Origin of the sequence: Azospirillum sp. TSH64, assembly GCF_003116035.1 — a bacterium.
Classification (GTDB): domain Bacteria; phylum Pseudomonadota; class Alphaproteobacteria; order Azospirillales; family Azospirillaceae; genus Azospirillum.
The window spans coordinates 6,849,909-6,869,157 of record NZ_LGQW01000015.1; the positions used below are offsets into that span (position 1 = coordinate 6,849,909).

The window sequence follows — 19,249 nt, forward strand, 5'->3', positions numbered from 1 at the left end:
CATGATCGACCCCAAGATGCTGGAACTGTCGGTCTATGAAGGCATCCCCCATCTGCTGACGCCGGTCGTCACCGATCCCAAGAAGGCGGTGGTCGCGTTGAAATGGACGGTGCGGGAGATGGAAGACCGCTACCGCAACATGTCCAAGCTCGGCGTGCGCAACATCGAGGGCTACAACGCCCGCCTGCGCGAGGCGCGCGAGGGCGGCGAGTCGCTGACCCGCCGCATCCAGACCGGCTTCGACCCCGACACCGGCAAGCCGCTGTTCGAGGAGCAGCCGCTCGACCTGACCGAGCTGCCCTACATCGTGGTCATCGTCGACGAGATGGCCGACCTGATGCTCGTGGCCGGCAAGGACATCGAGGCGGCGATCCAGCGCCTCGCCCAGATGGCGCGTGCCGCCGGCATCCACCTGATCATGGCGACGCAGCGCCCGTCGGTCGATGTCATCACCGGCACCATCAAGGCCAACTTCCCGACCCGCATCAGCTTCCAGGTCACCAGCAAGATCGACAGCCGCACCATCCTCGGCGAACAGGGGGCCGAGCAGTTGCTGGGCCAAGGCGACATGCTCTACATGGCCGGCGGCGGCCGCATCACCCGCGTCCACGGCCCCTTCGTCTCCGACCACGAGGTCGAACAGATCGTCAGGTTCCTCAAGGCCCAGGGCGAGCCGAATTATGTCGACGCCATCCTGGAGGACGAGGAGGGCGAGCAGTCCTTCGACGACGATGCCCTGCCCGGCACCGGCACCGGCGGCGGATCGGGGGACGACCTCTACGACAAGGCGGTGGCGGTGGTCTGCCGCGAGCGCAAGGCCTCGACCAGCTTCATCCAGCGCCAGCTGCGTATCGGCTACAACTCCGCCGCCCGTCTGATCGAGCGGATGGAGACCGAAGGGGTGGTCAGCAAGCCCAACCACTCCGGCAAGCGCGAAGTCCTGGCCCGCAACATCGACGAATGAGTGTTTCCTGGCACCCCGTTGACAGCGGGCGGGTGCAGCACCAATATCGGGGGTAGGCGGGCCGGGGACTCCTATTCCCCGGCCCGCCCGCCCGATCTTAGTGCGTCAGAAGGTCAAGCAGCCGCTTGACGATCTCCAGCACCAGGATCAGGAGAGTGAGGATTTTCTCCATCCTCCAGCCCTCCGTTGGTACGGCGGCGATGGCGGCCCTCCCGCCATCGCGTCCGCCGGCGGACTATGGCCCAGGCGGTCACTTCCGCAAACGGGAAACCCACGCGAACGTGTTCTTTTTCCGGTTGCAGGCAGCGCTGTCGCGCGCCGTGCTTTCGATCAGCGCCGCAGCGGCACCAGCGATCCCAACAGGAACAGCGCGGCGGCAGCCACCACCACGCTCGGCCCCCCCGGCAGATCCCAGTTCAGCGAGGCCAGGATCCCGGCGATCACCGCCAGGATGCCCAGGACGGAGGCCAGCGCTGCCATGCCTTCCGGCGTGCGGGCGAAGCGGCGGGCCGCCGCCGCCGGGATGATCAGCAGCGACGTGATCAACAGGATGCCGACGATCTTCATGGCGATGGCGATCACCAGCGCGATCAGCAGCATGAAGGCCAGCCGCAGGGCGTCGACCGGCATGCCCTCGACCCGCGCCAGATCCTCGTCCACCGTCACCGCCAGCAGCCGGCGCCACAGCAGCGCCAGACCGGTCAGCGCCACCGCGCCGCCACCATAGATCGCCATCAGGTCGCCGTCGGTCACCGACAGGATGTCGCCGAACAGGTAGGCCATCAGATCGACGCGCAAGGTCTCCAGGAAGGCCAGCGCCACCAGCCCCAGCGACAGCGAGCCATGCGACAGGATGCCCAGCAGCGTGTCGGCGGCGAGATGGCGCCGCCGCTGCAACGCCACCAGCGCCAGCGCCAGCGACACGCAGACCACCATCACGCCGATCATCGGGTTGACGCCGAGCAGGAAGCCCAGCGTCACACCCAGCAGGGCGGAATGTGACAGCGTGTCGCCGAAATAGGCCATGCGCCGCCACACCACGAAGGAGCCCAGCGGCCCGGCCAGCAGGGCGATGCCGCCGCCGGCCAGCAGGGCGCGGATCACGAACTCATCCATGGCAGCAGTCCCCGTCATGGTCGTGCACGACCTTGCCGTCCTCGGCATGGGCATGGTCGTGGTGGTGGACATAGACGGCAAGGTCGCGGGCATGGCCGCCGAACAGGGCGTGATATTCCGGGTGCCGGCTGACATCCTCCGGCCGGCCGGAACAGCAGACATGGGCGTTCAGGCAGATCACCCGGTCGGTGCGCGCCATCACCGTGTGCAGGTCGTGGCTGACCAGCAGCACGCCGCAGCCGCGCCGCTGCCGCACCTGGGCGATGCGGTTGAACAGCTCCGCCTGCCCATGCACGTCCACCGCTTGGTCGGGCTCGTCGAGCACCAGCAGGTCCGGCTCGCCCAGCAGGGCGCGGGCCAGCAGCACCCGCTGCATCTCGCCGCCGGAAATCGTCTGCACCGCCGAGTCGGCGAGCCGCGTCACCCCGGCCTCCTCCAGCGCCGCCGCCACCTGATCGGCGGTCACCGGCCGCCACAGCGCCAGGAACCGGCGCACGGTCAGCGGCAACGTCTGGTCCACCGACAGCCGTTGCGGCATGTAGCCGATGCGCAGGTTGGGCCGCCGCAGCACCCGACCGCCATCGGGCGCCGTCAGCCCCAGCACGGCGCGCACCAGCGTCGTCTTGCCGGCACCGTTCGGGCCGATCAGCGTCACCACTTCGCCCGGCTGGACGGCGATGTTGACGCGGTCCAGCACGGTGCGGCGGCCGAAACGGACGGTCAAATCCTCGGTCCAGGCGAGCGGGCCGGCGAAGAGGGCGGAGCCATCCCGGTTTGGTTGGGGTGTTGACATGTTACGTTATAACGTGACACCAAAGTGAAGCCGGTTTCCCTATGCGCTGAAACCGGAAGCCTGTCCAGCAAGTCTAGAGGATCCCTCCCATGCGTCGATTTGCCCTGTCCAGCCTTCTGACCGGCACCCTGGGCGCTCTTGCCGTCACCGCCATCGCCACTGGCGCCCTGCCGGCCCGGGCCGAGGCACCGAAGGTGGTGGTGTCGATCAAGCCGATCCATTCCCTGGTCGCCTCGGTCATGCATGGGGTGGGCGAGCCGGTCCTGCTGGTCCGCGGCGGCGCCTCGCCGCACAGCTACACGATGAAGCCATCGGACGCGAAGGCGCTGTCGGCCGCCGATCTGGTGGTCTGGGTCGGCCCCGAGCTGGAAGGGTTCCTGGAAAAGCCGCTGAAGGCCAACGCGCCGAAGGCGACGAGACTGACCCTGATGGAGCAGAAGGGCCTGACCCTGCTGCAGACGCGCGAAGGCGGTGCCTGGGAGGCGCACGACCATGGACATGAGGGCGGCCATGAGGGGCACGGCCATAAGGATCATGATCACAAGGACCACGATCACGCTGCCGACCATGACGACGACCATGACGAGCTGAACAGCCACATCTGGCTCGATCCCGCCAACGCCCGTGCCATCGTCACCGCGACGGCGGACGCGCTGGCCGCCAGGGATCCGGCCGATGCGGAGGCCTACCGCACCAACGCCGACCGCACGCTCCAGGCCATCGACGCGCTGGATGCGGAACTGAAGGCCACGCTGGCGCCGCTGAAGGACAAGCCCTTCGTCGTCTTCCACGACGCCTACCAGTATTTCGAGGCGCGCTATGACCTGTCGGCGGTCGGCTCCATCACCGTCAGCCCGGACCGCCGCCCGTCGGCCAAGCGGCTGTCGGCGATCCGCGCCAAGATCGCCGGGCTGAACGCCGCCTGCGTCTTCGCCGAACCGCAGTTCGAGCCGACGCTGGTCCGCACGGTGGTCGAGGGAACCAAGGCGAAGACCGGCGTGCTCGACCCCGAAGGCGCCGACCTGCCGGAGGGCGAGGCGCTCTACCCCACCCTGCTGCGCAACCTCGCCGCATCGCTGCGCGGCTGCCTTGGCGCTTAAGCCACGGCCGGGCCTGTGCTAAACCGCTGGGAGAGCGGGAAACTCCGGCCGGAACAGTCGAACAGAGGATGGGCGTCATGAAGATCGGTGTCGTCGGGTGCGCGGGGCGCATGGGCCAGATGCTGGTGCGCGAGATCGCGGTGACCGCGGGCTGCACGCTGGCCGGCGGGACCGAGCGGCTGGGCGGCCCGGCGCTGGGCAAGGATCTGGGCATCCTGGCCGGGATCGACCCGCTGGGCGTGACCGCCATCGACGACCCGGTCGCCCTCTTCGCCGAGGCCGACGCCGTGATCGACTTCACCAGCCCGGACTCGACGGAACGGCACGCCGCACTCGCCGCCCAGTCGGAGACCGTGCTGGTCGTCGGCACCACCGGGCTGAACCCGTCGCAGCAGGCGGCCATCGCCGCCGCGGCCACCCACACCGCCATCGTCCAGTCGCCCAACATGTCGCTGGGCGTCAATCTGCTGCTGGCTCTGGTGGAGCAGGTCGCCCACGCGCTGGACGAGGACTACGACATCGACATCCTGGAGATGCACCACCGCCGCAAGGTCGATGCGCCGTCAGGCACCGCACTCGGTCTCGGCCGTGCCGCGGCGGCCGGGCGCGGGGTGGCGCTGGAGGATGTCTGGCAGAAGGTGCGCGACGGCCACACCGGCGCCCGTCCACGCGGCGAGATCGGCTTCGCCACGCTGCGCGGCGGCGACGTGATCGGCGACCACACCGTGTTCTTCGCCAGCGAGGGCGAGCGGGTCGAGCTGACCCACAAGGCGTCGGGCCGCGGCATCTACGCCAAGGGCGCCGTCCGCGCCGCCCTGTGGGCGCAGGACAAGACGCCGGGCCTCTACAGCATGCGCGACGTGCTGGGCGTCTGAAAACCGGCCCCTGAAAGCTGGGGCTTGAAAAGCAGGTGGGGCGGCGGGTCCTACACCCCCGCCCCGTCGCGCTCCAGCACCGCCAGGAAGGCCTCGACCACCCGCGGGTCGAAATGGCTGCCGGCCTCCGCCCGCAGCAGGTCCAGCACCTCGCCGATGTCCCACGCCTTCTTGTAGGGGCGGCGGTGCAGCAGGGCGTCGAACACGTCGGCGACGGCGACGATGCGGCCGGCCAGCGGGATGGCGTCGCCGGCCAGCCCCTTCGGATAGCCGCTGCCGTCGAACTTCTCGTGATGGCTCTCGGCGATCTCCGCGCCCATCGACAGGTAGCCGTGGCGGTCGCCGCCGCAGGCATCGCGCAGGATGCTGCCGCCGATGGCGGCATGCTCGCGCATCACCGCCATCTCCGCCTCGTCCAGCCGGCCCGGCTTGCGCAGGATGGCGTCGGGGATGCCGACCTTGCCGACATCGTGCAGCACGCTGGCCAGCCCGATGGTGTCGCAGAACCAGTCGTCCAGCTCGTGCGCGAAAACATTGCGGGCGTGGAGTTCGCGGGCGATGGCGGTGGCCCAGCGGCCCAGCCGCTTCACATGGTCGCCGGTGACCTCGTCCTTGTATTCGGCCAGCTTGCCCAGCGCATGGACGGTGGCGATCTGCGCCTGGTTCAGCCGCTCGTAAAGCCGCAGATTGTCCAGCCCGACCGCCGCCTTGGTGCAGAGCAGCTCCACCAGCGGCCGGTCGCCCGCGGCGAAGGGGCCGCCCAGCAGGCAGAGCGCCAGCGGCGGCGCATCGCGGCCGCGCAGCACGGCGACTCCGCAGCGGGCGCTCCAGCGCGTCTGCCCGTCGGCCAGCGCCGCCAGCACGGTGGCGGCCGCCTCCGGCGGCAGGTCGTCTGCCGGCAGCCCGGCCTCCGCGACGATGGACGGTCGCCCATCCTCCCCGGCGGCGCACAGCAGGGCGGACTGGGCGCCGCCCGCCAGCGCCGCCGCCCGCCCGACCAGCCCGGCCAGGAATTGCGGGCGCGAGCGCAGCCCGGCCAGATGGTCGGCCGCCTCCATCACCCGCTCCAGCCCCTGGCGGCCATGCTCGATGGTGGCGATGTGCTGGTAGGAGCGCAGTGCCGCGACCGCGGCGGTGTAGAGCTTCTGCGCCGTCAGCTCGCTCTTCGCCTTGTAGTCGTTGATGTCGTAGGCGGCGATCACCTGCCGTTCGGGCGCCTGCCCCGGCTGGCCGGTGCGCAGGATGATGCGGATCTGCCGGTTGCCCATCTCCTCGCGGATGTGGCGGACCAGCTTCAGCCCGGCATCGTCGGTCTCCATCACCACATCCAGCAGGATGGCGGCGATGCCCGGATGCTCCGCCAGCAGCGACCGCGCCTGCCTTGCGGTGTAGGCGGACAGGAAGCGGACCGGCCGCTCCTCGAACATCATCTCGCCCAGCACGACGCGGGTGATGGCATGGACCTCGTGGTCGTCGTCGACGATCAGGATCAGCCAGGGCGGATTGCGCCGCCCGCCGTCGGCGGATTCCTCCGCTTCGGCGGCGAATTCCAGGACATCCGCGGCGGAGTCCCGCCGGAAAATGTCCGCCCTGTCGGCCCCTTTGCCCCCGTCGACCATCACCGCCCCCGCGGATCGATTCGCTTTCGCCGGCGTCAAGAAAGTTACCGGCGCGTGCACCACCTCATTCGCAGACAATTTTCGGTGAAGTTATGATGAGTTGTCAATGAATCGGCTCAGGCCGTGCGCTTCCAGGCCACGGTCAGCAGCCCGGCGCCCATCAGCAGCGAGCCGCCGACCCGGTTGACCGTCCGCTGTACCGACGGCGTCCTGACCGCGCGCCGCGCCGCCGAGGCCAGCAGGGCATAGCCGGCGGCGTTCAGCGTCGCCAGCACCAGGAAGGTCGCCTCCATCACCACCATCTGCCCGGCCAGCGGGCTGCCGGTGTCGAGGAACTGCGGCAGGAAGGCGACGAAGAAGACGATGCTCTTGGGGTTCAGCGCGGTGACGGCATAGGTGTGCAGCATCATGCGCCAGGGCCGGACATCCCGGTCGTCGGCCGCGGCCTCGGCGTTGCCGACCGGCGCCCGCCACAGCTTGATGCCGAGATAGAGCAGATAGGCCGCACCCACCCATTTCAGCAGCGTGAACAGCGCCGCCGAGGTCGACAGCAGCACCCCCAGCCCCAGCATGGAGGCGGTCATCGCCGTGAAGTCGCCCAGCGCCACCCCGGCCACCGTCGCCATGGCCGATTTCCGCCCATGGCCCAGGGCATAGGACACCACGATCAGCACCGTCGGCCCCGGAATCATCAGCATGATGGCGGAGGCGGCTGCGAAGGCGAGCCACAGGTCGGCGGACATGGTGCTGTCTCCAATATGGGTAGTGACCCACTCATCAATCCACAGCCGGCTGGCATGCGCAATGCCATTGGCGGTGGACCGGAACGCCGATAGGCAAAAGCCCGTCCGACGCAAGAGCGCAGTGGCGGCGGAGCCGGCCGAAATTTGCCGCGTCAGACCCGCGAAACGGTCACAGGCGGAATAATTCGCCGCAACCTATGTTGGTCCCGGTATCGGCCGGTCCGCGGCGGCATCGCCCAGGCGCCGGTTGTGGCTCCATCGTCGAATTGTCACAGCCGAACGTCATAGGCACCATTGTGGAATCCGGAACGAAGGTCTAGTTTGTTTGTGCCCCCAACGATTTCCCGAGCATGGGAAGGTGCCATCCATGAACCTGCACAATCTGGCCAGCGATATGGTGCAAACCGCTCTGGCCTGTGAAAAGGCGCTCCCCGGACGGGCGAACGCCGACGAACACGATCTCGCCCGGCACATCCTGGTCGAACCCGACCACGCCTGGCACGTCTGCGAGACCTACGCCCGCGCGGTCAGCATTCCGGTCGAACAGCTCCCGGTCAGCCAGCTCCGCGGCCTCATCAGCGACATTGTCCTGTCGAAGCTTCCCCGTTACGACTGAGTTTCTCGATCCCAAGGGCCGGCGCCGTATCCGGCCGATGGCCGGAACGATCCGGGTTTACCGAACCCCGCACTCCAAGTTCCGTGGTGCCACCATGGCGATCGAGCTTCATTCCTTTACCGTAACGCTGGCCGTCGCGGATGCGACCGGCTGCTCCAGCGCCGCCGAGCATCGTGCCCGCATCTGGAAGGCCGTGTCCGACCTGTCGGCCGCCGTCCGCAATGCCGGCATGGCGACCGAGGCCCGTTTCCGCGGCCAGGACCGCCAGGGCCATGTCCTGTTCGAGGCGACCGACACCGGCGCCGCCTTCCTGCGCGGCCTGCCCGCCATCGCCAGCGTCGATGACGCGCGCAGGAACGGCGGGCGCGTCCAGCTTCGTCACTGAAGCCCCGTCACTGACGGCCCGGCGGGCACCGCTCCCGCCGGAAAAGCAAAGGCCCGCCGCTCCGATCCGGGGCGGCGGGCCTTGCCGTGTTGGAAACAGGGTTCAGCGCGCGCGGTGGCGCAGCGGCCGGACGTTGCTTTCGGTCTCGACCTCTTCCTCGGTGGGGCGCACCTTCTTCAGCTGGACGATGAAACGCTCGGCGCCGTTCTCCATCACGGCGATGCCGGTCAGGCCATGCGCCCAGTCACAGGGAACGACGTGGATTTCCTTGATGGTGGCGGTGCCGGCCGCAAGCTCCGCACGGTCCAGGACCACGTCCCCGACCCGGAACCCCAAATAGGCGTCGATCAGCATTCTCTTGGGCGTCCGTCTTCCGTTTCAGGCCACGCACCGGGGCCGGCACCGACGGCCGGGCTCCCTTACGATGGACCATCTTGCCATAGATTGGGCCGTTCGCGACGCTTTCCCAGCGATGACGACGCAGTAAACCGACAGGGACCCCCGTTTGTCCCACGGCCGGCGGGGCCGGACGGCAGGCGCGGAAGCGGCCGTCCCCGTCCGAGGGAGGAGACGGAAACGGCCGCTTCGGCGGTCCCCGGACCCTTGGACTGATGCCCGGGACCGGGGCGGGAACGCCGGCCGTCGCACCAGCGGCGACCGGGACGGCGGCGTCCGGCAGGTGCAGAATAGTTCGACCGGCAAACCATTTGCGCCCCCCTACCTTCGTTCAGCCCTGCACAGTTCTTGAGCAATTCCGAGCCCGCCCGTTGTTGGCGGCGGCAGCATTGCGATAGGGTCGTCGCACAGCTCCCCTTCCCACCCCAAAGAGGTCCGTCGGTCGTGCAGAGTTGGCTGGTGCTGGCCGTTTCGGCGGCCTATCTGGGGGTTCTGTTCGCCATCGCCTGGTGGGGCGACCGGCGCACCGCCGGGGGCGCGCTGCTGTCGGCCTCGCCGCGGGCGACCGGCATCCTCTTCGCGCTGACGCTGTGCATCTACAACACCAGCTGGAGCTTCTACGGCTCGGTCGGCCGGGCCTCGGCCAGCGGCTTCGATTTCCTGCCGATCTATCTGGCGCCGATGATCCTGCTGCTGGCGGCCCGCCCGGTGCTGACCAAGACCATCGCCATCACCAAGGCGCAGAACGTCACCTCCATCGCCGACTTCATCGGCGCCCGCTACGGCAAGAGCCAGGCGGTGGCGGCGCTGGTGACGCTGACGGCGCTGGTCGGCGTGCTGCCCTACATCGCCTTGCAGCTGAAGGCGGTCGCCGCCAGCTTCGACGTGCTGACGGCCCCGTCGCTGGCCGCCCCGGCCGCCCTGCCTCCGCCGGTCTGGGGCGACACCGCCTTCGCGGTGGCGCTGTCGATGGCGGTCTTCACCATCCTGTTCGGCGTCCGCCACATCAACGCCAGCGAGCATCACCGCGGCCTGATGCTGGCCATCGCGTTTGAGAGCCTGGTGAAGCTGACCGTCTTCCTGGCGGTGGCGGCCTTCATCGTCTGGGGGATGTTCGACGGCTACACCGACCTGATCGCCCGGCCGCAGGCGGAGCCGCTGCTGTCGCCCGACTTCACCGACCCGACCTGGTGGTCGAACACGTCGATCTCGATCATCGCCTTCCTCTGCCTGCCGCAGATGTACCATGTGATGACGGTGGAGAACGATAATCCCCGCCATCTGCGCGCCGCCGCCTGGATGTACCCCTCCTATCTGGTGGCGTTGAGCGCCCTGATGATCCCCATCGCGGTGGCCGGCCTCATCACCTTCGGGCCCGACAGCGGAAGCGACGGCATCAACCCCGACACCTTCATGATCACCCTGCCCATCGCGGCGGGGGCCAGCGGCTTCAGCCTGCTGTCCTTCATCGGCGGCCTGTCGGCGGCGACCGGCATGGTCATCGTCGCCGCGGTGTCGCTCAGCACCATGCTGTGCAACGACGTGGTGATGCCGCTGCTGCTCAGCCGCAAGCACTTCGCCGCCCGCGTCGGCCGGCGCGACATGGTCGGCACGCTGCTGCTGGTGCGGCGGCTGTCGGTGGTGGGCATCCTGCTGCTGGCCTATGTCATGCACCGGCTGGTCGACCGCGACTACCCGCTGACCGTCATCGGCCTCCTGTCCTTCGTCGCGGTGGCGCAGTTCGGCCCGGCCTTCTTCGGCGGGCTCTACTGGCGGCGGGCCAACCGGGTGGGGGCGCTGGCGGGGCTCGGTGCCGGCTTCCTGCTGTGGGTCTACACGCTGCTGGTGCCGTCGATGGCGCGCATCGTGCCGGTGCCGGACGCCTTCCTCGATCACGGCCCCTGGGGCATCAGCTGGCTGCGCCCGCAGGCCCTGTTCGGGATCGAGGGGCTTGACCCCATCTCGCACGCCAGCCTGTGGAGCCTGCTCGCCAACCTGATCGCCTTCGTCGCCGGCTCGCTGCTGGCCCGCCCCAGTGCCGTGGAGCGCACCCAGGCCGTCTTCTACACCACCGCGACCGCCGACCGCGACGAGGACGACACGCCGCAGGCGCTGGCCAGGCTGGCCGACCTGCGGGCGCTCGCCATCCGTTTCGTCGGGGCGGAGCGCGGCAACGCCGCCTTCGATGCTTATGCCGCCGGACGCAAGGGCGAGACCGGCCCCGCCGACCTCGACGCCGTCCGCTTCACCGAGACGCTGATCGCCGGCGCCATCGGGGCGGCGTCGGCGCGGGTGGTGATGGCCGCCTCTCTGCAAGGCCGCTCGCTGTCGCGTGGCGACGCCATGGCGATGCTGGACGAGGCGTCGGAGGCGCTGCGCTTCAACCGCAAGCTGCTCCAGGCGACGCTGGAGAACATCGGCCAGGGCATCTGCGTGATCGATGCCGACCACCGCATCGCCGCCTGGAACCACCGCTATCTGGAACTGCTCGACCTGCCGGCCGACATGGTGCGGGTTGGCGTGCCCTTCGCCGACCTGATCCGCTTCAACGAGCGCCGCGGCGAATACAGCGCCCGCGACATGACGGCGCTGCTGACCAACCGCGACACCGCCAACCAGCAATGGCCCTACCGCTACGAGCGGCGCCGCCCCGACGGCACGGTGCTGGAGATCGTCGCCAACCCGCTGCCGGAAGGCGGCTATGTCTCGACCTACACCGACGTGACCGAGCGCTACCGCGCCGCCGAGGCCCTGCGCGAGGCCAACGAGAGCCTGGAGCACCGCGTGCAGGAGCGCACCGACGCGCTGCAACAGGCGAAGGCGGAGGCCGAGGCGGCCAACGCCAGCAAGACCCGCTTCCTCGCCGCCGCCAGCCACGACCTGCTGCAACCGCTGAACGCCGCCCGCCTGTTCGTCTCGGCGCTGGAGGAGAGCATGCGGGGACCGCTGCCGACGCCCGGCCAGCGGGAGTCGGAATGCGGCATGATCGACAACGCCGCCGCCTCGCTCCGCTCGACCGAGATGCTGCTGGGCGGACTGCTCGACATCTCGTCGCTCGACGCCGGCAATGTCCGGGTGAAGATGCGCAGCTTCGCCATCGACGAGCTGCTGGGCGGGCTGGGGGTGGAATTCTCCGCCCTGGCGCAGGAACGCGGCCTGACCTTGAAGGTGGTGGGCTGCGGTGCGGTGGTGCGCTCTGACCCGCAGCTTCTGCGCCGGGTGTTGCAGAACTTCCTGTCCAACGCCATCCGCTACACGCCGAAGGGCCGCGTCCTGCTCGGCTGCCGGCGCCGCCGCGACCCCATCCACGGCGACCGCCTGCGCATCGAGGTTTGGGACACCGGCCCCGGCATCCCCGAGGCCAAGCGCCACGAGGTGTTCGAGGAGTTCCGCCGGCTGGGCGGCGAAAACGGCGGCGGCAACCCCGCCGATAAGGGATTGGGCCTCGGCCTCGCCATCGTCGACCGCATCGCCCGGCTGCTCGACCATCCCGTCACCCTGCGCTCCACCGTCGGGCGCGGCACCGGCTTCGCGGTGGAGGTGCCGATGGAGCAGGCCCGCGCCGCGCCGGTCACCCAACCGGTCTCCACGCCTGCCGCCCTGTCGGCCGGGCTTCTGGTGCTGTGCATCGACAATGAGGAGCCGATCCTGGCGGGCTTGCGTGCGCTGCTCGGCCAATGGGGCTGCCGGGTGGCGACGGCATCGGACGTCGAAGGCGCCCTGGCAGCGCTGGCTCCCTTCGACGGGGCGCTTCCCGATGTGGTCTGTGTCGATTATCACGTCGGCGACGGGCAGACGGGGCTTGCGGTTCTGGAGCGGTTGCGGGAATTGTGGGACCGCCCGGTCAAGGGGCTGCTGCTGACCGCCGACCGCTCCGAAGCGGTGCGGGCGGAAGCGGAGCGTTGCGGCTGCGGGGTGCTCTACAAACCGGTGAAGCCGGCGTCGCTGCGCCGCTTCCTGAACGGGGCGGCCTTGCAGACGGCGGCCGTGGCCGAGCGTTAAGGCTGGAACCGGACAAAAGCCGGGCGGCCGCAAATGGGGGGAGTGCGGAAGCCATGGGCGAGGACAGCGCAGCAGGCGCATCGGCAACGGCTGGACAAACGGCGGCTGAACAAACGGCGGCCGCGCAAACGACAGCCGGACAGACGACAATCGTCATCGGCGACGACCATCCGCTGGTGCAGGCGGCGCTGCGCGACGCGCTGGGCCGGGCGATGCCGGAGGTGCGGGTGATCGAATGCCCGGACCTCGACTCGGTGATGACCGCGGTGGGAGCGCAGCCGGACGGGATCGACCTCGTCCTGCTCGACCTGAACATGCCCGGCACCCACGGTTTCGCCGGCCTGTTCCTGATGCTGGCCCACCACCCGACCGTGCCGGTCGCCATCCTGTCGGCCTTGCAGGATCCCGACACCATCCGCCGGGCGCTGGCCTATGGCGCCTCGGGCTACATCCCGAAGTCGCTGTCGATGCCGGCGATGGCCGACGCCATCCGCGCCATCCTGTCCGGCGAGGCCTGGGCGCCGCCGCTGTCCGCCGTCTCGTCGGAAGCCGACGAGACCGATGCCGCCCGCCGCTTCGCCTCGCTGTCGCCGCAGCAGCTGCGCATCCTGACGATGATCGTCGACGGCAAGCTGAACAAGCAGATCGCCGGAGATCTCAACGTGTCGGAGCAGACGGTGAAGGTCCACGTCTCCAGCATCCTGCGCAAGCTGAACGTGGTCAGCCGCACCCAGGCCGCCGTCGTCGCCGGCCGTCTGGCGGTGGGCGGCGACGTGCTGCGCTAACGCCCGCTTCTCCCACGACCACACTCCCGAGTGCCTCCATGGTTCTGCTGCTGAGCATTTCGCTGACCCTGTCGCTGGTCGTCCTGCTCGGCGCCGCGGCGATGGAGCGGGCCGCGATCCTCGGCCGGATCAACGGAGCCAATGGCCTGACGATTCTGGTGGTATTGGTCGTCTCGGCCGCCGCCTCCCTCGTCGTGGCCGTGCTCGCCGGCTGGATCGGCGGGTGGGGCGCCATGCTGACGGTCCTGGTGGGATCGGCCCTCTATCACTGGGCTATGGCGAAGCTGCTTCTGAGTGGCTTGCAGGGCATCGCGTCCCGCATCGCCGCCACCGACCGGGCGAAGTCGCCGTTGCGCTGACCTCGCATTCCGTTCTTCCTTTGTACGCATAAGCTGGCGCTTGCTCCGCCGCTTTGCTAAGCTGCCGTCATCATGACCACCGCCCTGCACAGCGTCTGCCGCGACTGCGCCGCCGCCCTCCCCGGCGCAGAATCGGGCGCAGGATCGGGCGACCTGACGCGCTGCCCGAAATGCGGCAGCCGGCGGCTGTTCCGCCATGCCGAGCTGCACAGCCTGCATATCGGCCACATCGACTGCGACAGCTTCTATGCCACGGTGGAGAAGCGCGACCGGCCGGAGCTGGCCAGCCGCCCGGTGATCGTCGGCGGCGACGACCATCGCGGGGTGGTCGCCGCCTGCTGCTATGTCGCCCGGATATCGGGCGTGCGCTCGGCCATGACGATCCGCGAGGCGCTGGACCGCTGCCCCGACGCCACCATCATCCGTCCCAACATCGCCAAATATAAGGAAGTCGGCCATCGGGCCCGCGAGATCATGGAGGCCTTCACCCCGCTGGTCGAGCCGATCAGCATCGACGAGGCCTATCTCGACCTGACCGGCGTGGAAGACCGCCTCAGCATCAGCCCGGCCCAGGCGCTGGTGGAGATCGTCCGCCGCTTCGAGCGGGAACTGCGCATCACCGCCTCCATCGGCCTCAGTTACAACAAGCTGCTGGCGAAGATCGCCTCGGATCTCGACAAGCCGCGCGGCTTCTCCGCGCTCGGCCGGGCGGAGGCGGCGGCCTTCCTGGCGCCCAAGCGGGTCACCATCCTGTGGGGCGTCGGCCCGGCCTTGGAGCGCAAGCTATTCGCCGACGGCATCACCCGCGTCGGCGATCTTCAGGACAGGGACGAGCATTGGCTGGTCAAGCGCTACGGCGCCATGGGCCGGGTGCTCTACAGCTACGCCCGCGGCGAGGATTCCCGCCGGGTGCACCCCGAGTCGCCGAGCAAGAGCATCTCGTCGGAGGAAACCTTCGACTGGGACGTCACCACCCTGCCCGCCCTGGCGCAGGAGCTGCGCCCGCTGGCCGACAAGGTCGCCCGCCGGCTGGAGCGCGAGGGGCTGCTCGGCCGCAGCGTGGTGCTGAAGCTGAAGACCAAGGATTTCCAGCAGTTGACCCGGTCCCGCCGGGTCGAGCCGACCCGCTCGGCGGACGCGATCCTGGCGGCCGGCCTCGCCCTGCTGGAGCGCGAGGTCGACGGCCGCGCCTTCCGCCTGATCGGCATCGGCTGCACCGACCTGACCCACCCGGAAACCGCGCCGGACCCGGAACTCGACCTGTTCGGGTGAACCGCGGGGTCAGAACGTCGATAGCGCGGCGCAAAGACGTGGAAAGGAGAAAGCACAGTGCAGAACGAGGCTTGGTTCCGGGACACGCTGGAATTCGCCAGGGCCCTCCACAAGGGTCAGGTCGACAAGGCCGGCGCCCCCTATTGGAGGCATCTGGAACGGGTCGCCCACCGCCTGATGGAGCGGTTCCCCGACGCCACCAAGGCCCAGTTCCAGGCCGCCCTGCTCCATGACGCCATCGAGGATGCCGGCGCCACCGCCGACGATCTCCGGGCGGCTGGCGTCGAGGAGGAGGCCATCGCCGCCATCCAACTGGTCAGCCGGAACCTGAACCCCGAAGGAAGCTATCTCGACTGGATCGGGCGGATCGCCGCGAGCGGCAACCTCACGGCGATCCGCGTCAAGCTGGCCGACAATCTGGACAACAGCGATCCCGCCCGCGTCGCCGCCATCGCCGCCGGGCCGCGGATGGTTGCCGAGAAATACGCACCGGCCAGGGCGATCCTGGAACGGGCGATCCTCGAACAGGCGCTGTAACCGGCTCCGACCCGGAATTGGACCTGTTCAGGTATGAGGGAACATGAAAGATCAGCGGCCTTGGCAAAGGGCTGTATTACCCATGGCCGCCCAGCCGACGAAGCGGTTGTGAAGCGTCTTGCGTGCAGTCGCTCTTCCGACCGCGGATCACGCGGCGACGGCGCCCCCGTCCGCACCGGGAGGCTCGACGGCCAAAACGGTAAGGGTCTTCGCCTCGCCCTCACGCGTGTACCATGTGATCGACTGTCCTTCCGCGACGCCGATGAGAGCCGCGCCAATGGGGGTCAGCACCGACACCCGACCGGCCGCGAGGTCGGCGTCACCCGGATAGACCAGGGTGACAGTGCGCTCCTGTCCGGTTACCTCGTCCCGGAACGCCACGCGCGCGCCCATCGTGACCACCGTCGCCACGAGTTCGCCGGCATCGATCACCGCAGCGCGCTCCAGTTCGACCGTGAGGTACGCGTACACATCGGGCAACCTCTCGGAAACGGCCTCCACCAGAGCCGAGAGGCGGTCATGGTCGGTGGCGGTCAGCACGATGGGCGGAAACTGGTCTGCGGGACGCATCGAGGTCTTCCTTCGCTTTTCTCGGCATGCTCAACCGACTGCCGGGCGACGCCCCCCCGGTGGACGCCTCATCGGTCATGCAGCGGTTGCATGTGATAAACCCGCGACCGCAGGGATGCGGTTCGAGCGGCTCTTTTGGATTCGGAGACGATGTTGGCCCCGGACGGTCCGGGAGCCTTGCCTCAGGCGACCAGATCCGGGGCGGGCGAGCCTGCGTGAACGCGGCCTGCACGCAGGAGGTTACGGATATGGCGGGGCGGCAGTGTCATGGTTCCCCGAACTTGGACAGGTTCGCGCCGGAATTCAAGGATTACACGATCACGACGGTGGCATGCGCGCCCACTCCCTGAGGCAGGCCGGTCCTGGGCGAACGTACCCCCCAGGGAGACGTTCCCTCGACGGTCAGTCCGCCCGGTCCTCCAGCGCCGGCAGGTTGCCGGGGCGCACGATGCTGCGGATGGCGAAGCTCGACTGGATGCGCACCACGCCGGGGAGGCGCGACAGCGAGTCCTTATAGATGCGGTCGTAATCGCTGGGGTTCTGCGCCACCACCCGCAGCAGGTAATCGGAACTGCCGGACAGCAGATAGCACTCCCGCACCTCCGGACAGCGGCGGACGGCGGCGTCGAAACGGCGCAGATACTCGTCGGTCTGCCGTTCCAGCGTGATCTGGACGATGACGGTCACCGACCGCTCCTCGTCCGCCGTCTCGATGATGGCGGTATAGCCGCGGATGACGCCGGAATGCTCCAGCATGTGCAGGCGGCGCAGGCAGGCCGAGGGAGACAGCCCGACCTCCGCCGCCAGCTTGGCGTTGCTCATCCGGCCGTCCTTGCGGAGAAGGCGCAGGATCTTGTGGTCCAGGGCGTCCAGGGCGTGCATGCAACTTTATTCGAAGACGTGGCGGATCGTGCGGAAGCTCCACCACACTATGGGGGATTCATGCAAGGCTTTGCAGAGATTCACCCGCTTCGCCGGCCGTATAGTGACATCGCTGAGACAATCCGCCTCACCGATGGTTTCCTGGGATACCAATGGTTCTGCCGGGTTCGATCGGCCGGATTGATTGAAACGGGCGTTCGGATCGGGGAGATCTCGCATGGTCACGCGCATCGGCGTTCCCAAGGAAATCAAGAACCACGAATACCGCGTCGGGCTGACGCCGGCATCGATCCGCGAACTGGCGGCGGACGGCCATTCCCTGCTGGTGCAGAGCGGCGCCGGCGCCGAGATCGGCTTTTCCGACGAGGCCTACCGCGCGGCGGGGGCCGAGATCGCCGAAACCGCCGAGGAGGTCTTTGCGAAGGCCGAGCTTATCGTGAAGGTCAAGGAGCCGCAGCCGGCGGAATGTCGCAGGCTGCGCCCGGATCAGGTGCTCTTCACCTACCTGCACCTCGCCCCCGATCCCGAACAGGCCCGGCTGCTGATGGAGAGCGGCTGCACCGCCATCGCCTATGAAACCGTCACCGACCGCGCCGGCCGCCTGCCTCTGCTGGCGCCGATGTCGGAGATCGCCGGCCGCATGGCGATCCAGGTCGGCGCCGTCGCCTTGCAGAAGAGCAACGGCGGCTCCGGCATCCTGCTGGGCGGCGTGCCCGGCGTGCTGCCCGGCAAGGTGCTGGTCATCGGTGGCGGCGTGGTCGGCGCCAACGCCGCCCGCATGGCGATGGGGCTGGGCGCCGACGTGACCATCGCCGACCGCTCCATGCCGCGGCTGGCCCAGCTCGACGATCTGTTCGGGCCGCGGCTGAAGACCGTCTATGCCTCCGCCGACACCCTCGACCGGCTGGTCGCCGATGCCGATCTGGTGGTCGGCGCCGTGCTGGTGCCGGGGGCGGCGGCGCCGAAACTGGTGCGCCGCGACCAGCTGGCCGGCATGCGCCGCGGCTCGGTGCTGGTGGACGTCGCCATCGACCAGGGCGGCTGTTTCGAGACCAGCCACGCCACCACCCACTCCGACCCGACCTATGTGGTGGACGGCGTCGTGCATTATTGCGTCGCCAACATGCCGGGTGCCGTCGCCCGCACCAGCACCGAGGCGCTGAACCATGCCACCCTGCCCTTCGTCCAGGCGCTGGCCGGCAAGGGCTGGAAACGGGCGCTGGCCGAGGATCCGCACCTGCTGGCCGGGCTGAATGTCCAGGGCGGCCGGCTGACCTATCCGGCGGTGGCGGAGGCGCTCGGACAGCCCTTCACCGACCCGCGCGAAACGGTCGGCGGATGATGTGAACAGCTGTTGACAATAAACTGAACGATATTTCTCGGAAACCGTAGGGCTGGAAATTTTGAACGGAAAAATCGCGACGCGTCGGAACGATTGTTGTTTTTTTCAACCCTTGGAAAGAGAGTGTTGCGCCTACGGATCAAGTTGCATTACCTGTCTGTCACAAGAAAAAGGGTAACATATGCAACCGGCGCTTAAGTGCCGGGGCCAAAGACCAAGAACAGTTTTGAACAGGGTAAGGCGCGGCGCCTTTCGCCGACTGGTGCTGTCCGGACGGTCACTCCGTCCGAACTGGCCCGCGATTCACAAGCAGGATGTCCGGCAGCGATGCCGGTGGGGACGCCACGGCTGCAAGCCCGTGCCGCGCAAGTGGGAGCTGTTGACCATGGTCGAACGACGGAATGCCGCTCGGGTGCATGACCGCACCCCCGCGACCTCGTCGCATATCCGGAAGATGCCCGCCTGGATGCCCGTCCTGGTGAAGGCCGGCCTTGTCCCGGCTCCGCGCATGCCGGCCCGCAGCGGTCCCCTGTAACGAATTCGCCCGAAGCCCCGCCGGATCCCGCATCCGGCGGGGCTTCGGCAAGAACCGGGTGCGGCGGCGGGGTTCCAAGCGTCCCCTGCCTCGGTCCTGGATGTTCTCCCCCGTTCATCCGGATCGGAACTCCGCTGCCGCACACGGCTCAATCTTTTTCGCGTGCCTGCCTATTCGTTGATCTGGGAGAGTGGGAGAAGCCTGCCTGATGGAATATTTTCTTCAGCAATTGATCAACGGCTTGTCGCTCGGTGCGATCTACGGCCTGATCGCAATCGGCTACACGATGGTGTACGGCATCATCGGCATGATCAACTTCGCCCATGGCGAGATTTACATGATCGGCTCCTTCGTGGCG

At 68.6% G+C, this 19,249-nt stretch carries 18 protein-coding genes and 1 pseudogene; 12 read left to right on the forward strand and 7 right to left on the reverse strand.

The window, feature by feature from the left end; all coding sequences use genetic code 11:
* Positions 1 to 964 (forward strand): FtsK/SpoIIIE domain-containing protein (locus TSH64_RS32140; RefSeq protein ID WP_282188141.1); only part of this gene is annotated, 964 nt, incomplete at its 5' end.
* 330 nt (positions 965 to 1,294) lie between these two features.
* Here the strand turns inward: TSH64_RS32140 and znuB are convergent.
* Both znuB and znuC read right to left on the reverse strand, forming a co-directional pair.
* Positions 1,295 to 2,080: a zinc ABC transporter permease subunit ZnuB gene (znuB, locus tag TSH64_RS32145; protein WP_098736094.1), complete on the reverse strand. Its 786-nt coding sequence runs from the start codon at positions 2,078 to 2,080 to the stop codon at positions 1,295 to 1,297.
* Positions 2,073 to 2,873, reverse strand: a complete 801-nt coding sequence (znuC, locus tag TSH64_RS32150) for a zinc ABC transporter ATP-binding protein ZnuC (protein WP_199237715.1) — start codon at positions 2,871 to 2,873, stop codon at positions 2,073 to 2,075. The genes znuB and znuC overlap by 8 nt, the downstream gene beginning before the upstream one ends.
* An 89-nt stretch (positions 2,874 to 2,962) precedes the next feature.
* Between znuC and znuA the strand changes: the two genes are divergently transcribed.
* Both znuA and dapB read left to right on the forward strand, forming a co-directional pair.
* On the forward strand, positions 2,963 to 3,973 hold the full coding sequence (znuA, locus tag TSH64_RS32155) for a zinc ABC transporter substrate-binding protein ZnuA (protein ID WP_109451265.1): 1,011 nt from the start codon (positions 2,963 to 2,965) through the stop codon (positions 3,971 to 3,973).
* A gap of 77 nt (positions 3,974 to 4,050) precedes the next feature.
* Complete coding sequence (dapB, locus tag TSH64_RS32160; RefSeq protein ID WP_109453240.1) at positions 4,051 to 4,848, forward strand: 4-hydroxy-tetrahydrodipicolinate reductase; 798 nt, start codon at positions 4,051 to 4,053, stop codon at positions 4,846 to 4,848.
* Positions 4,849 to 4,898: 50 nt separating this feature from the next.
* On the opposite strand, the gene TSH64_RS32165 is transcribed toward dapB, so the two are convergent.
* Positions 4,899 to 6,467 carry a response regulator gene (locus TSH64_RS32165; protein ID WP_109451267.1) on the reverse strand — a complete coding sequence of 523 codons (1,569 nt, stop codon included), beginning with the start codon at positions 6,465 to 6,467 and terminating at the stop codon, positions 4,899 to 4,901.
* A 116-nt stretch (positions 6,468 to 6,583) separates the two neighbouring features.
* Positions 6,584 to 7,210: a LysE family translocator gene (locus tag TSH64_RS32170; protein WP_109451269.1), complete on the reverse strand. Its 627-nt coding sequence runs from the start codon at positions 7,208 to 7,210 to the stop codon at positions 6,584 to 6,586.
* Between the two features lie 367 nt (positions 7,211 to 7,577).
* On the opposite strand from TSH64_RS32170, the gene TSH64_RS32175 reads away from it, so the two are divergent.
* Positions 7,578 to 7,826, forward strand: a complete 249-nt coding sequence (locus tag TSH64_RS32175; RefSeq protein WP_098736097.1) for a hypothetical protein — start codon at positions 7,578 to 7,580, stop codon at positions 7,824 to 7,826.
* Between the two features lie 94 nt (positions 7,827 to 7,920).
* Positions 7,921 to 8,211: a hypothetical protein gene (locus TSH64_RS32180; protein WP_098736280.1), complete on the forward strand. Its 291-nt coding sequence runs from the start codon at positions 7,921 to 7,923 to the stop codon at positions 8,209 to 8,211.
* A 102-nt stretch (positions 8,212 to 8,313) separates the two neighbouring features.
* On the opposite strand, the gene TSH64_RS32185 is transcribed toward TSH64_RS32180, so the two are convergent.
* Complete coding sequence (locus tag TSH64_RS32185; protein ID WP_109048879.1) at positions 8,314 to 8,565, reverse strand: hypothetical protein; 252 nt, start codon at positions 8,563 to 8,565, stop codon at positions 8,314 to 8,316.
* A 486-nt stretch (positions 8,566 to 9,051) separates the two neighbouring features.
* Here TSH64_RS32185 and TSH64_RS32190 point away from each other — a divergent pair, with 486 nt between their 5' ends.
* The 5 genes from TSH64_RS32190 (at position 9,052) to TSH64_RS32210 (ending at position 15,562) form a co-directional block, all read left to right on the forward strand.
* Positions 9,052 to 12,609 carry a PAS domain-containing hybrid sensor histidine kinase/response regulator gene (locus TSH64_RS32190; RefSeq protein WP_109451271.1) on the forward strand — a complete coding sequence of 1,186 codons (3,558 nt, stop codon included), beginning with the start codon at positions 9,052 to 9,054 and terminating at the stop codon, positions 12,607 to 12,609.
* A 53-nt stretch (positions 12,610 to 12,662) separates the two neighbouring features.
* Positions 12,663 to 13,394 (forward strand): response regulator transcription factor, encoded by a 732-nt coding sequence (locus TSH64_RS32195; RefSeq protein ID WP_247873268.1) that lies wholly within the window; start codon positions 12,663 to 12,665, stop codon positions 13,392 to 13,394.
* 38 nt (positions 13,395 to 13,432) lie between these two features.
* Complete coding sequence (locus TSH64_RS32200; protein ID WP_109451273.1) at positions 13,433 to 13,753, forward strand: hypothetical protein; 321 nt, start codon at positions 13,433 to 13,435, stop codon at positions 13,751 to 13,753.
* A gap of 72 nt (positions 13,754 to 13,825) precedes the next feature.
* On the forward strand, positions 13,826 to 15,025 hold the full coding sequence (locus TSH64_RS32205; RefSeq protein WP_109451276.1) for a DNA polymerase IV: 1,200 nt from the start codon (positions 13,826 to 13,828) through the stop codon (positions 15,023 to 15,025).
* A 57-nt stretch (positions 15,026 to 15,082) separates the two neighbouring features.
* A complete protein-coding gene (locus tag TSH64_RS32210) occupies positions 15,083 to 15,562 on the forward strand; it encodes an HD domain-containing protein (RefSeq protein ID WP_109451278.1) in 480 nt (159 codons plus the stop codon).
* A gap of 147 nt (positions 15,563 to 15,709) precedes the next feature.
* Here TSH64_RS32210 and rnk read toward each other — a convergent pair whose 3' ends face one another.
* Complete coding sequence (rnk, locus tag TSH64_RS32215; RefSeq protein ID WP_109451280.1) at positions 15,710 to 16,132, reverse strand: nucleoside diphosphate kinase regulator; 423 nt, start codon at positions 16,130 to 16,132, stop codon at positions 15,710 to 15,712.
* 402 nt (positions 16,133 to 16,534) lie between these two features.
* Complete coding sequence (locus TSH64_RS32220; protein WP_109451282.1) at positions 16,535 to 17,014, reverse strand: Lrp/AsnC family transcriptional regulator; 480 nt, start codon at positions 17,012 to 17,014, stop codon at positions 16,535 to 16,537.
* A 217-nt stretch (positions 17,015 to 17,231) separates the two neighbouring features.
* Between TSH64_RS32220 and ald the strand changes: the two genes are divergently transcribed.
* Both ald and TSH64_RS32235 read left to right on the forward strand, forming a co-directional pair.
* Positions 17,232 to 18,356: an alanine dehydrogenase gene (gene ald, locus TSH64_RS32230; RefSeq protein ID WP_109451286.1), complete on the forward strand. Its 1,125-nt coding sequence runs from the start codon at positions 17,232 to 17,234 to the stop codon at positions 18,354 to 18,356.
* A 743-nt stretch (positions 18,357 to 19,099) separates the two neighbouring features.
* Positions 19,100 to 19,249, forward strand: a pseudogene (locus TSH64_RS32235) (branched-chain amino acid ABC transporter permease LivH); the annotation flags it as partial.